The sequence below is a fragment of the Staphylococcus sp. MB377 genome (genome assembly GCF_001922505.1).
GTDB lineage: Bacteria > Bacillota > Bacilli > Staphylococcales > Staphylococcaceae > Staphylococcus > Staphylococcus haemolyticus.
Window position 1 is genome coordinate 60,107 of the sequence record NZ_MAON01000060.1, and the last position, 14,955, is coordinate 75,061.

Below are 14,955 nucleotides of genomic sequence, written 5' to 3' on the forward strand. Positions count from 1 at the left end.
GTATAGATTCTAATGATTCTGTTTAGAATTGGTACAACAAAAATGATATAATTTAGTGTATGTTAAAAAAAGGAGTTAAAGGAATATGTATGACATTAAAGCGTGGCAACATGTGTTTAAATTAGATCCCGCCAAAGAAATAAGTGATAATGATTTAGATTCACTATGTATGTCAGATACTGATGCTATCATGATTGGTGGCACAGATAATGTTACCGAAGATAATGTCATTCATTTGATGAGTAGAGTAAGAAGATATCCATTACCATTAGTCCTTGAAATATCTAATATTGAGAGTATTATTCCTGGTTTCGATTTTTATTTTGTACCAACAGTTCTAAATAGTAAGGATACTACATATCATAATGGAATGATGCATAAAGCTCTAAAGCAATTCGGATTCATGGTTAATTTTGATGAAGTCGTATTAGAAGGGTATTTGGTTTTAAATCCTGATAGTAAAGTAGCACAATTAACGCAATCAAATACTAATATAGATATTGAAGATGTAGAGGCATATGCGCAAATGGTTAATGAGATGTACAAACTACCGTTGATGTACATAGAATATAGTGGTCAGTATGGCGATATTGAAAAAGTGGAAGCCGCATCCAGATTATTAACGAATACACAATTGTTTTATGGCGGTGGCATTACATCTATAGAACAAGCCAGAGAGATGGCACAATATGCTGACACTATTATAGTAGGTAATATTATTTATGACGATATTAAAAAGGCTATTAAAACAGTAAAAATAAAAAAGGAGTCTAATAAATGAATTCATTAGTTAATAATATGAATAAAGAGCAAAGTGAAGCGGTAAGAACTACAGAAGGTCCATTACTAATTATGGCCGGCGCTGGTTCAGGTAAAACGAGAGTATTAACACATCGTATCGCCTATTTATTAGATGAAAAAGACGTTTCTCCTTACAATATATTAGCAATTACTTTTACAAATAAAGCAGCTAAAGAAATGAAAGAACGTGTTGAACAATTAGTAGGGGAAGAAGCACAAGTGATTTGGATGTCTACATTCCACTCTATGTGCGTAAGAATATTAAGACGTGATGCAGATAGAATAGGCATTGAACGTAATTTTACTATTATTGATCCTACTGACCAAAAATCCGTCATAAAAGACGTTCTAAAAAATGAAAATATTGACAGTAAACGCTTTGAACCAAGAATGTTTATTGGGGCGATTAGTAACTTAAAAAATGAACTTAAAACACCAGAAGATGCAATTAATGAGGCTAATGACTTCCATTCGCAAATGGTAGCTACTGTTTATAGTGGATACCAACGTCAATTGACTCGAAATGAAGCACTTGATTTTGACGATTTAATTATGAAAACAATTCAGTTGTTCGAACGCATTCCAGATGCACTTGAATATTATCAAAACAAATTCCAATATATTCACGTAGACGAATATCAAGATACAAATAAAGCACAATATACATTAGTAAAGTTGTTAGCTAGTAAATTTAAAAATCTTTGTGTAGTTGGTGACTCAGATCAGTCAATTTATGGTTGGAGGGGTGCAGACATTCAAAATATCCTATCTTTTGAAGAAGATTACCCTGATGCTAAAACGATATTTTTAGAACAAAATTATCGTTCTACAAAGACCATCCTGACTGCTGCAAATGAAGTCATTAAACATAACTCAGAAAGAAAGCCTAAAGGCCTGTGGACTGCAAATACAGGTGGCGAAAAAATTAAATATTATGAAGCAATGACTGAGCGTGATGAAGCTGAGTATGTGGTTAGAGAAATAATGAAACACCGTAAAGCTGGAAAAGATTATAGTGATATGGCAATACTTTATAGAACCAATGCACAATCACGTGTTTTAGAAGAAACATTTATGAAATCTAATCTTCCTTATACGATGGTTGGAGGCCAAAAATTCTATGACAGAAAAGAAATTAAAGACTTATTAAGTTATTTGAGAGTAGTAGCTAATAGTAATGATGAAATTAGTTTACAACGCATAATCAATGTTCCAAAACGAGGTATAGGACCTTCATCAGTTGAGAAAATTCAACGCTATGCGAATGATAACAATATAAGTATGTTTGACGCATTGGCAGAAGTAGATTTTATTGGTCTTTCAAAAAAAGTAACTCAAGAGTGCATTAAATTTTATGAACTAATTCAAAACTTAATTAAAGAACAGGAATTTTTAGAGGTAAGTGAAATTGTTGTTGAAATATTAGATAAATCTGGGTATAGAGATATGCTTGAACGCGAACAAACACTGGAATCACGTAGTAGACTTGAAAATATAGATGAATTTATGTCAGTACCTAAAGATTATGAAGAGAATACACCATTAGAAGAACAATCCTTGATTAACTTTTTAACGGATTTATCACTAGTAGCAGACATCGATGAAGCTCAAATTGAGAGTGGCGTAACCCTTATGACAATGCACTCGGCGAAAGGTTTAGAATTTCCAATTGTATTCCTTATGGGAATGGAAGAATCGCTATTTCCACATATTCGTGCAATTAAGAGTGATGATGACCACGAAATGGAAGAAGAACGTCGGATTTGTTATGTAGCAATAACAAGAGCTGAAGAAGTTCTATATATTACGCACGCGACGTCTAGAATGTTATATGGACGCTCACAATCTAATATGCCTTCAAGATTTTTACGTGAAATCCCGGAAGAGCTATTAGAGACACCATCTAAGCAACAGCGTCAAACGATTACCCCAAAAACATCATCCAAACAACCTAAGCGTGGATTTAGTAAACGTACAACGTCTTCTAAAAAACAAGTCTCTGCTTCTGATTGGAAAATAGGAGATAAAGTTACGCACAAATCATGGGGTGAAGGCATGGTAAGTAACGTTAATGAGAAAAATGGCTCAGTTGAATTAGATATTATATTTAAATCAGAAGGACCAAAGCGCCTATTAGCTCAATTTGCCCCAATCGAGAAAAAGGAGGATTAATTTATGGACAATATCCAAAGTCGTGTGAATGAATTACATGATTTATTAAATCAATATGGTTATGAATATTATGTGCAAGATAATCCTTCAGTGCCAGATAGTGAATACGATAAATTATTAAGAGAATTAATAGATATAGAAGAGGCACATCCTGAATTTAAGTCACCTGATTCTCCTACTGTACGTGTAGGAGGAGAGGTGCAATCATCTTTCGAAAAAGTCAATCATGATACACCAATGTTAAGTTTAGGTAATGCTTTCAATGAACACGAATTACGTCGTTTTGATCAACGTATTCGTGAACAAGTCGGTAGTGTTGAATATATGTGTGAATTGAAAATTGATGGATTAGCTGTGTCCCTTAAATATGTAGAAGGTCGCTTCGTTCAAGGTTTAACTCGAGGGGATGGTACTACAGGTGAAGATATCACTGAAAATTTACGCACCATTCATGCTATTCCATTAAAGATTAATGAACCATTAAGTTTTGAAGTTCGTGGCGAAGCTTACATGCCTCGTAGTTCTTTTATAAGACTAAATGAAGAAAAAGAAAAGAATGAAGAACAACCATTCGCTAATCCACGAAACGCAGCAGCGGGATCGTTAAGGCAACTTGATCCCAAATTGGCAGCTAAACGTAAATTAAGTGTATTCTTATATAGTGTTAATGATTTCACAGATTTTGATGCAACTACTCAGAGTGGTGCGTTGGATGAATTAGATCGTTTAGGATTTAAGACAAATCATGAACGTATGCGCGTGGGTGATATTGAAGGTGTATTAGAATATATTGAGAAATGGACAAAACAACGTGAACAATTATCCTATGATATTGATGGCATCGTTATAAAAGTGAATGACATTGAACAACAAGATGAAATGGGATACACTCAGAAATCTCCAAGATGGGCGATTGCATATAAATTTCCTGCCGAAGAAGTGGTAACAACATTACAAGATATTGAGTTAAGTATTGGTAGAACAGGTGTTGTAACACCAACTGCGATTCTTGATCCTGTAAGAGTTGCTGGGACAACTGTATCTAGAGCTTCTTTACATAATGAAGATTTAATACATGAGAGAGATATCAGAATTGGGGATAGTGTAGTAGTTAAAAAAGCTGGCGATATAATTCCAGAAGTAGTGAAAAGTATTATGGAACGCCGAACTGAAGGTACATTACCGTATTCAATGCCAACACATTGTCCGAGTTGTGACCATGAGTTGGTAAGAATTGAAGGGGAAGTTGCATTACGTTGTATAAATCCAAAGTGTCAAGCTCAACTTGTAGAGGGGCTGATTCACTTTGTATCACGTCAAGCCATGAATATTGATGGCTTAGGAACTAAAATCATACAACAACTCTATCATCACAATGTGATTAAAGATGTGGCCGACATCTTCTACCTAACGGAAGACGATTTATTACCTTTAGAGCGTATGGGTTCCAAAAAAGTTGAAAATTTACTAAAAGCGATTGAAAATGCTAAAACCAATTCACTAGAGCATCTATTATTTGGTTTAGGAATACGTCATCTAGGAGTTAAAGCAAGTCAAGTTCTAGCTGAAAAATACGAAACAATGGATAGATTACTTCAAGTAACCGAAGAAGAACTTATTAGTATTCATGATATTGGAGATAAGTTAGCTCAATCTGTAGTGACATATCTAGAAAATGAAGATATTAAAGCATTAATTGAAAAATTAAAATATAAAAATGTCAATATGGTTTATAATGGAATTAAAACTTCTGATATAGAAGGACACCCTGATTTTAAAGATAAAACAATTGTTTTAACAGGTAAATTACAACAACTGACACGAAAAGAAGCATCTGCCTGGTTAGAATTACAAGGCGCAAAAGTTACAAGTAGTGTAACTAAAAAAACAGATTTAGTAATTGCTGGTGAAGATGCAGGTTCTAAATTAACTAAGGCAGAAAAGTTTGGTACTGAAATTTGGACAGAAGAGCAATTCGTGGCTAAACAAAATGAAATATCAAGTTAGAGGAGAACGGCAATGAAGCGGACCCTATTCTTAATTATAACGTCGATTGTGTTGTTAACGGCATGTGGCAATAACAATGATAATAAAAATAACCAATCTGTGAATAAACAAGAAACTAAAACTGACTCAAATAGTGTGAAAACAATAGCAACAGATAAAAACGTACAAGGTGATAATTACCGCACGATTTTGCCATTTAAAGAAAGTAAGGCCCGTGGTGTATTACAAGATAACATGGCAAATAGTTACAATGGTGACGATTTCGAAAGTGGTTTATTGACACTAAGCAAAGATGTATTTCCAACTGATGATTACCTTTATCAAGACGGACAATATCTAGATAAAGATACTCTTAATAGTTATTTAAATCCCAAATACACTAAAAAAGAAATAGATAAAATGAGTGAAAAAGAGAAAGAATCCAATAAAGCGAGTGAGAATTTAGGATTAAATCCATCACACAAAGGTGAGGATGATCCAGAAAAAATCGCAGAACAATCTCCAGCTTATTTATCTAATATTCTTGAACAAGATTTTTACGATAGTGGGGATACAAAAGGAAAAAATATTAAAGGTATGACAATTGGTTTAGCCATGAATAGTGTTTATTATTATCAGAAAGAGAAAGATGGAGAAACTTATAGCAAAGAACTTGATGATAAGGAAATTAAAAAACAAGGTAAACAAATGGCTTCAGAAATCTTAACAAGATTGAGAGCCAATGATGCTTTAAAAGATATTCCTATTCATTTTGCGATTTATAAACAATCCGATCAAAATTCAATTACACCAGGAGAATTTATTGCTAATACTACAGTTGATGATGATCAAACTAAAATTAATAAATGGAAAAAAATTGATCAAGTGTCAGCATTATTGCCATCTTCAACAGCAAAAAAATACAATGAAAATTTGAATAATAATTTTAAACAATTCAACGACAACCTACAATCTTACTTTACTAACTTCACTCAAGCAGTAGGTAAAGTTAAATTTGACGGTAAAAAACCAACACAATTAACTATAGATTTACCTATTGATTATTATAGTCAAGCTGAAACGATTGGTATTACTCAATATGTTACAGAACAAGCTAGAAAATATTTTGACAACATCGATAGCTATGAAATTCGAATTAAAGACGGAAATACACCAAGAGCCTTAATTAGTAAATCTAAAGAAGATAAAGAGCCTCAAGTTCATATTTATAATAATTAACATAAAAACTACGGATAACGCCTACAAATTGGGTTATCCGTAGTTTTTGTTTAATATTATTATTTTTCACGAACAATAGATTTAACTTTTTCAATATCTCTTTCAACAAAGTCACCTGGATGTTGAGTCAATAAACTCACTACATATGTAAAGATGACACTAACGATGAATCCTGGAATAATTTCATACATTCCGAAAATTTCATTTATACTCGCTAAAGGTTTTATCCAAGCAATCCATATAATTACAACAAGGGCACCTGCTACCATACCGCTGATAGCACCAGCTCGTGTTAGCTTTTTCCAATAAAGTGAGAATAATACTAAGGGACTGAAAGAAGCTCCAAAGCCGGCCCATGCGTTGCCAACTAAGTTAAGAATTGTATCATTTGGAGACCAAGCAATTGCAATTGCTACAATTGCCACAACTAATACCGACAATCTACCAACTAACACGAATTCTTTTTGATGTGTTTTCGCACGCTCTTCACCACGTATTAATTTATAAAAGTCTTCAGTTAATGAACTTGATGTTACTAATAGTTGTGATGAGATTGTGCTCATGATAGCTGCAAGAATGGCAGCCAATAAGAACCCGCCTACTAAAGGATGAAATAAAATTTGACTCATAATGATGAATAGTGTCTCAGGATCATCCATCTTAATATGATTATCTGGAATGAATGCGATACCAGTTAATCCTACGCCTACAGCACCAAGTAAACCTACAGTCATCCAACTTATACCTAAACGGCGAGCTTTAGGTAGCATTTTATGTGACTTAATAGACATAAATCTAACGATGATATGAGGTTGTCCAAAATAACCTAGACCCCATGCAAATAATGAAACAATACCTAGGAAGGTTGTGCCTCTAAATAAATCCATATTTGTTGGCTTCATTTCAGCAACTCGAGAAAATGTATCCCAACCATTAAGTTGTAACATTGCAACAATAGGGACCATAACCATTGCAATTAACATGATTACACCTTGGAAGAAATCAGTTATAGATACAGCTAAATATCCTCCGAAGAAAGTATAAGCGATAACGATAACTGCAACTAAAATTAATCCAAAATGATAATTTAGTCCAAACGCGCTTTCAAATAGTTTACCACCTGATACAAACCCAGAGTGCGTATATAGAGTAAAGAATATAACTATTATTAAACCAGAAATAATTTTAATAATATTTTCTTTATCGTTAAGTCGATTTTTAAAGAAATCTGGAAGGGTGATTGCATCACCTGCCACTTCAGTATAAACTCTCAACCTTGGTGCAACGACTAGATAGTTAACATATGCACCTAATGTGAGACCAATTGTTATCCATATTGCTGATAAACCAGTACTATAGACTGAACCTGGTAGCCCCATTATCATCCAGCCACTCATATCTGATGCACCTGCAGATAAAGCTGTGATGTATGGGCCGATACTACGTCCACCAAGCATATAATCACTTAAATTACCTGTAGCTTGTTTGTAGCCATAATATCCAATAATAAGTAAAATAATAAAATAAATCGCAATCATTATGTATGTTTGCCAATTGGTATTAACTTGACTAGGCAAGCTTGCTCCTAAAATAAGCATAAAGAAATACCCCCTTTTTTTATATGATGTAAAGACTTAGATGACTTATAAACATTGGTAAATTTCAATTGCATGAGTATGTAACTTTTTTAAATAATTTAGTTACATGTAATATTATACAATGTAGTGAATGGTTTAGAGAAGTATAAATTTTAATTTTTAAAAATATAAACACTTTTAAAGTAAGGTAGTAAGCGTTTACAAAATGTAAAAATATTTATTGATTTTATTATACGTAACATGCAAATTAAAGATTATAAATATTTATGATATAAAATTTAGGTCATTATTATCGTTAAATTAATAATTGAGTTACATTATTTGTAAAGCATTTATTGATTACTTACCTATGAATTAATCATCAATAATGTCATGAAGTTATGTTGTCTCAATAAATATTTAGATTTTTAAGTGAAAATTTGATACAATTTTATGATGAATGAGTAATAAGGAGGCTTTTAATAAATGACTAAAGTTACACGTGAAGAGGTTGAACATATAGCACATTTAGCAAGACTTCAAATTTCTGAAGAAGAAACTGAAGAAATGGCTAATACACTTGAAAGTATCTTAGATTTTGCTAAACAAAATGACACAGCAGATACAGAAGGTATTGAACCAACTTATCATGTATTAGATTTACAAAATGTGTTACGTGATGATGAAGCAATCGAGGGCATTCCTCAAGAACTTGCATTAAAAAATGCTAAAGAGACAGAAAATGGTCAATTTAAAGTACCAGCTATCATGAATGAGGAGGAAGCTTAAGATGAGTATTCGTTATGAATCAGTTGAAAAATTATCAGAAATGATTAAAAACAATGAGATTAAGCCTTCAGAAGTTGTCAAAGACATCTATGATGCAATTGAAGAAACGGATTCTACTATTAAATCATTTTTAGCACTAGATAAAGATAATGCTATTAAAAAAGCAAAAGAATTAGATGAATTACAAGCAAAAGGCCAAATGGAAGGTAAATTGTTTGGTATTCCTATGGGAATTAAGGACAACATCATTACTAAAGATGTGGAAACAACATGTGCTAGTAAGATGTTAGAAGGTTTTGTTCCAATCTATGAATCTACTGTAATGAACAAACTACATGATGAAAATGCGATTCTAATCGGTAAACTAAACATGGATGAATTTGCTATGGGTGGTTCTACTGAAACATCATATTTCAAACAAACTGTTAACCCATTCGATCATACAGCTGTTCCAGGTGGTTCGTCAGGTGGTTCAGCAGCAGCAGTTGCTGCAGGTTTAGTACCATTCAGTCTAGGTTCAGATACTGGTGGTTCAATTCGACAACCAGCAGCATATTGTGGTGTAGTGGGTATGAAACCAACTTATGGGCGTGTATCACGTTTCGGTTTAGTTGCTTTTGCATCTTCATTAGACCAAATTGGTCCAATTACAAGAAATGTTAAAGATAACGCTATCGTTCTAGAGACAATTTCAGGCGTTGATAGAAATGATTCTACAAGTGCACCAGTTGAAGATGTTGACTTTACTTCAGAAATTGGTAAAGACATTAAAGGCTTAAAAGTTGCTTTACCAAAAGAATATTTAGGTGAAGGTATCAATGATGATGTTAAAGAAGCTGTTAAGAATGCAGTTGAAACACTTAAATCTCTAGGTGCAGAAGTTGATGAAGTATCACTTCCAAATACGAAATATGGTATACCATCATATTATGTTATCGCGTCATCAGAAGCATCAGCGAACTTAGCTCGCTTTGATGGTATACGTTATGGCTACCATTCAAAGGAAGCGCAATCATTAGAAGAATTATATAAAATGTCTAGATCAGAAGGATTTGGTGCTGAAGTTAAGCGTCGTATCTTCCTGGGTACATTTGCATTAAGTTCTGGTTATTATGATGCTTACTATAAAAAATCACAAAAAGTTAGAACATTAATCAAGAATGACTTTGATAAAGTTTTTGAAAACTATGATGTTGTTGTAGGTCCAACTGCACCAACTACTGCGTTTAACTTAGGTGATGAAATCGATGATCCTTTAACTATGTATGCTAATGACTTATTAACTACACCTGTTAACTTAGCTGGTTTACCAGGTATTTCTGTTCCTTGTGGGCAATCAAACGGTAGACCAATTGGCTTACAATTTATCGGTAAACCTTTTGATGAAAAGACGTTATATCGTGTGGCATATCAATATGAAACACAATTCAATTTACATGACGCATATGAAAAATTATAAGGAGTGGAAATAATGCATTTTGAAACAGTTATCGGACTTGAAGTTCACGTTGAGCTAAAAACAGACTCAAAAATGTTCTCTCCATCACCAGCACATTTTGGAGCTGAACCTAACTCAAATACAAATGTTATTGATTTAGCATATCCTGGTGTATTACCGGTTGTTAATAGACGTGCTGTAGACTGGGCTATGCGTGCATCAATGGCTTTAAATATGGATATCGCTACAAATTCTAAATTTGACCGTAAAAACTATTTCTATCCAGATAATCCTAAAGCTTATCAAATTTCTCAATTTGATCAACCAATTGGTGAAAATGGTTATATTGATATTGAAGTAGATGGTGAAACAAAACGTATTGGAATCACACGTCTTCACATGGAAGAAGATGCTGGTAAATCAACACATAAAGATGGATACTCTTTAGTAGACTTAAACCGTCAAGGTACACCATTAATTGAAATTGTATCTGAACCAGATATTAGATCTCCTAAAGAAGCTTATGCTTACTTAGAAAAATTACGTTCAATTATTCAATATACAGGTGTATCAGACTGTAAAATGGAAGAAGGCTCATTACGTTGTGATGCCAATATTTCATTACGTCCTTATGGACAAGAAGAATTTGGTACAAAAACTGAATTGAAAAACCTAAATTCATTTAACTATGTTAGAAAAGGTTTAGAGTACGAAGAAAAACGCCAAGAAGAAGAATTATTAAACGGTGGTACTATTGGACAAGAGACACGCCGTTTTGATGAATCAACTGGTAAAACAATTCTTATGCGTGTTAAAGAAGGCTCAGATGACTACCGTTACTTCCCTGAACCTGATATTGTACCTTTATACGTAGATGAAGAATGGAAAGAGCGTGTACGTCAAACAATCCCTGAATTACCAGATGAGCGTAAAGCTAAATATGTAAATGATTTAGGTTTACCTGAATACGATGCGCACGTATTAACACTTACTAAAGAGATGTCTGATTTCTTTGAAGGTGCTATTGAAAAAGGTGCAGACGTTAAGTTAACTTCAAACTGGTTAATGGGTGGCGTTAATGAATATTTAAATAAAAACCAAGTTGAGTTACAAGATACTAAATTAACACCAGAAAACCTTGCTGGTATGATTAAACTTATTGAAGATGGTACGATGAGTAGTAAAATCGCTAAAAAAGTTTTCCCAGAATTAGCTGAAAATGGTGGCGATGCTAAACAAATTATGGAAGATAAAGGTTTAGTTCAAATTTCTGATGAAGCTACTTTAACTAAATTCGTTACTGAAGCTTTAGATAATAACCCTCAATCTGTTGAAGATTATAAAAATGGTAAAGGGAAAGCAATGGGCTTCTTAGTTGGTCAAATTATGAAAGCATCTAAAGGCCAAGCTAATCCTCAAAAAGTAAACCAAATATTAAAACAAGAATTAAATAAACGTTAATTAAAGATTTAAACATAATGAATTAAAGCATCATTTAAGGTTTGTTTCCTATCATGGTTAGGGAACAAGCCTTTTAATTTTGGTGTGTGGTGTTTTTAGTTCAATTATTTTTAATGTTATAACTGCTATGATTATTTAATTGTAAATAGTGTAATAAATGTATTTTAAAGATTATTGATTTAAATACTTCCAACTCTCTTATAAATCATTTAATATAAGAATATGTATAAAAAGATGAGGGATAATTTATGAGAAAACGTGCAAGAATCATTTATAATCCAACTTCTGGAAAGGAACTTTTTAAAAGAACTTTACCAGATGTTTTAATTAAATTAGAACGTGCCGGGTATGAGACAAGTGCTTATGCAACTGAGCGTGAAGGCGATGCAACGCTTGAAGCTGAACGTGCACTTAAAAGAGATTATGATATTATTATAGCAGCTGGTGGAGATGGCACACTTAATGAAGTTGTTAATGGCATAGCTGAACAGCCCAATCGCCCTAAATTAGGTATCATCCCTATGGGGACAGTGAATGATTTCGGTAGAGCCTTGCACTTACCAAGTGATATTATGGGTGCTGTTGATGTTATTATTGATGATCACACGACTAAAGTGGATATAGGAAAAATGAATAATCGTTATTTCATCAATTTAGCAGCTGGTGGTCAATTAACTCAAGTTTCTTATGAGACGTCAAGTCGATTAAAGTCAATTGTAGGCCCCTTTGCGTATTATATTAAAGGATTTGAAATGTTACCTCAGATGAAAGCTGTAGATTTGCGTATAGAATATGATAATCAAGTTTTTCAAGGTGAGGCATTATTATTCTTATTAGGACTGACAAACTCAATGGCAGGATTTGAGAAATTAGTTCCAGATGCTAAGTTAGACGACGGGCATTTTACATTAATTATTGTAGAAAAGGCTAACCTTGCTGAACTAGGGCACATCATGACCTTAGCATCTCGCGGAGAACACATTAAGCATCCAAAGGTTATTTATGAGAAAGCTAAATCAATTAATATCTCATCCTTTACTGAAATGCAATTGAATGTAGATGGTGAATATGGTGGTAAATTACCAGCTAATTTCTTGAATTTAAAAAGACATATCGAAGTATGTACGCCAAAAGATATATATAATGAGGAATTAACTGAAGATCAACAAGTCGAAGATGGTATTATTGAAGAGAAGCCATCGAATGAAGAAATTATTAAAAACAATGAAATATCAGAGTAAATTATACAGTTGAAGAGGTTGAGCAATAGTTTTGATGTCTTAGGTATGAAAAACAAAACCAAGATTAAACTACTCTAACCTCTTTTTATGTGGGGTGAAATAATGGAAACCATAATTAAAAATGAAATAAAACAAGGTAACATTGTTGATTTAACACATGAAGGGCATGGCGTCATTAAAATCGACCGTTATCCGATATTTGTGCCAAATGCGTTAATTGGTGAAGTGATTAAATATAAAATTATAAAAGTAAAGAAAAATTTTGCTATTGGTAAACTACTTCAAGTTATTAAACCAAGTGAACAACGCGTGGAACCGCCATGTAAATACTATTGGAAGTGTGGTGGTTGTCAATTGCAACACATGACATATGATGCCCAATTAGCTATGAAGCAGTCACAAGTTACCAACTTATTCCATAGAAAAGCACAATTTAGTAATACAATCATTAACAAAACTATCGGTATGAATCATCCTTGGCATTACAGAAATAAATCACAGTTGCCAATTGGTAAAGATAGAGATGGAAAAGCAATTATAGGATATTATCGACAAAGAAGTCACGATATTATCGATATGGATAGTTGCTTAATTCAAGATGATATACACCAAGATATTATGAATCACGTCAAACAATGGATTATTGATTACGATATTAGTGTTTATAATGAGTGTACAAAAAAAGGACTTTTAAGACATTTAGTTATTCGCACAGGCTATTATTCTGATGATAAGATGGTCGTTTTTGTAACAAATGGTAAAAATTTCCAGCAAGCTTCAATTTTAGTTGAAAAATTAAAAGAAACTTTTCCTAACATAGCTAGCATTAAACAAAATATTAATAATAGTCATTCCAATGTAATTATGGGGCAACAGTCTGTAACGTTATACGGCAAAGATAAGATTGCTGATCAACTTAGTGATACTACATTTAAGATAAGTGACCAATCATTCTATCAAATAAATTCTTCTCAAACTGAAAAATTATATCAAAAAGCAATAGAGTATGCGCAATTGACAGGTGAAGAAACAGTTCTTGATACATATTGCGGTATTGGTACGATAGGTTTATATATGGCGTCAGTAGCGAAACATGTTTATGGTGTTGAGGTCGTGCCGTCAGCGATTAAAGATGCACAACAAAATGCGACTTTAAATGGATTTGAAAATACAACTTTTGTCTGTGGAAAAGCAGAAGAAGTCATTATAAAATGGAAACAACAAGGTATCAAACCAGATGTTGTTATGGTAGATCCCCCGAGAAAAGGGTGCGATGAAACTTTCTTACAAACACTGCTTAAACTAAATCCTAAGCGTATTGTCTACATTTCTTGTAATCCATCTACGCAACAAAGAGATGCTCAAATATTAGATTCACAATATGAATTGCAAGAAATTACACCAGTCGATATGTTTCCTCAAACAACACATGTAGAGACAGTTGCATTATTTGAAAGAAAATCTTAAACGTAAAATTTTAATACAAATATTAAGAAATGGTTACAGAGCATTAAATCTTATAAAAAAGATTTTTTTCTTAACATCGACTGTGTATACTATGGTTGAAAATTAACAGAGATTGGAGGTCATTATTGTGCAGAAAATTGATTTTTCTCCAAATAGAATCAACTTACCTAAATTTATGGTAACTCAATTAGTAGTGATTTTATTTATGATAGTGTTTACTTATAAATGGGCATTCATGTTTACAACCATTCATGAACAAACATTTTTAGCTAACTTATTATATGGTATTTTAGGTTTTATAGTTATTTTAGGACTTCATGAACTGATTCATAGAATTTCATTTTTTATCTGTTCAAAAGGAGAACAGCCTCATTTTAAATATAAAAAAGGTTTTTTATTAGTACATATTTCTAAAAAATATTTTAATAAATGGCAATTTTGCACAATAATGCTAGCTCCAATGTTTATATTAACAGGAGTATTAATGTTTATATTCAGTATTTACGCATACTCCTCAATTATTATTATGTTAAGTATACATATTGGATATTGCTTAATTGATTTATATTTAGTAGGTATTACATTTACTAATAAATTTGAATATATACATCCATCAGATGAAGGTTTAATTATGTATCATCAAAGACCAATACAAGCTAATGACGAATTTGAATAAATTGTGAGTCTCAATATAATTATTTATGTGCACATTTCATGAGTTTTGTTGCTAGTCACATTATAATTATATTGAGGCTTATTTTATTTTGGTTTATTTTAAAAGAGG

At 32.6% G+C, this 14,955-nt stretch carries 11 protein-coding genes; 10 read left to right on the forward strand and 1 reads right to left on the reverse strand.

Annotated features, from left to right (window positions below; translation table 11 throughout):
* Positions 1–85 precede the first annotated feature (85 nt).
* Genes pcrB through BB045_RS10170 form a run of 4 tightly spaced genes read left to right on the forward strand, consistent with a single transcriptional unit; the run spans position 86 to position 6,198 of the window.
* On the forward strand, positions 86–781 hold the full coding sequence (gene pcrB, locus BB045_RS10155) for a heptaprenylglyceryl phosphate synthase (RefSeq protein ID WP_037551162.1): 696 nt from the start codon (positions 86–88) through the stop codon (positions 779–781).
* Positions 778–2,973: a DNA helicase PcrA gene (gene pcrA, locus BB045_RS10160; RefSeq protein WP_053025094.1), complete on the forward strand. Its 2,196-nt coding sequence runs from the start codon at positions 778–780 to the stop codon at positions 2,971–2,973. Before pcrB ends, pcrA begins: the two co-directional genes overlap by 4 nt.
* Before the next feature lie 3 nt (positions 2,974–2,976).
* The gene (gene ligA / locus BB045_RS10165) at positions 2,977–4,980 is read left to right on the forward strand and encodes an NAD-dependent DNA ligase LigA (protein ID WP_070582078.1); all 2,004 of its coding nucleotides are present in this window, start codon (positions 2,977–2,979) and stop codon (positions 4,978–4,980) included.
* 12 nt (positions 4,981–4,992) lie between these two features.
* Positions 4,993–6,198, forward strand: coding sequence for a CamS family sex pheromone protein (locus BB045_RS10170; RefSeq protein WP_053025092.1), 1,206 nt, complete (start codon positions 4,993–4,995; stop codon positions 6,196–6,198).
* Between the two features lie 59 nt (positions 6,199–6,257).
* Here the strand turns inward: BB045_RS10170 and putP are convergent, their stop codons facing one another.
* Positions 6,258–7,796: a sodium/proline symporter PutP gene (gene putP, locus BB045_RS10175; RefSeq protein WP_053025091.1), complete on the reverse strand. Its 1,539-nt coding sequence runs from the start codon at positions 7,794–7,796 to the stop codon at positions 6,258–6,260.
* Positions 7,797–8,261: 465 nt separating this feature from the next.
* Between putP and gatC the strand changes: the two genes are divergently transcribed.
* From gatC to BB045_RS10205, 6 genes are all read left to right on the forward strand, one after another.
* Positions 8,262–8,564: an Asp-tRNA(Asn)/Glu-tRNA(Gln) amidotransferase subunit GatC gene (gene gatC, locus BB045_RS10180; RefSeq protein WP_011275356.1), complete on the forward strand. Its 303-nt coding sequence runs from the start codon at positions 8,262–8,264 to the stop codon at positions 8,562–8,564.
* Position 8,565: 1 nt separating this feature from the next.
* A complete protein-coding gene (gatA, locus tag BB045_RS10185) occupies positions 8,566–10,023 on the forward strand; it encodes an Asp-tRNA(Asn)/Glu-tRNA(Gln) amidotransferase subunit GatA (protein WP_070582079.1) in 1,458 nt (485 codons plus the stop codon).
* 12 nt (positions 10,024–10,035) lie between these two features.
* On the forward strand, positions 10,036–11,463 hold the full coding sequence (gene gatB / locus BB045_RS10190; protein ID WP_053025090.1) for an Asp-tRNA(Asn)/Glu-tRNA(Gln) amidotransferase subunit GatB: 1,428 nt from the start codon (positions 10,036–10,038) through the stop codon (positions 11,461–11,463).
* 248 nt (positions 11,464–11,711) lie between these two features.
* Positions 11,712–12,704: a diacylglycerol kinase gene (locus tag BB045_RS10195; protein ID WP_075140739.1), complete on the forward strand. Its 993-nt coding sequence runs from the start codon at positions 11,712–11,714 to the stop codon at positions 12,702–12,704.
* A 102-nt stretch (positions 12,705–12,806) separates the two neighbouring features.
* Positions 12,807–14,171 carry a 23S rRNA (uracil(1939)-C(5))-methyltransferase RlmD gene (gene rlmD / locus BB045_RS10200; protein ID WP_053025089.1) on the forward strand — a complete coding sequence of 455 codons (1,365 nt, stop codon included), beginning with the start codon at positions 12,807–12,809 and terminating at the stop codon, positions 14,169–14,171.
* A gap of 127 nt (positions 14,172–14,298) precedes the next feature.
* Entirely contained in the window at positions 14,299–14,847 is a 549-nt protein-coding gene (locus BB045_RS10205; RefSeq protein WP_053025088.1) for a DUF3267 domain-containing protein, read from the forward strand.
* Positions 14,848–14,955: the final 108 nt, after the last annotated feature.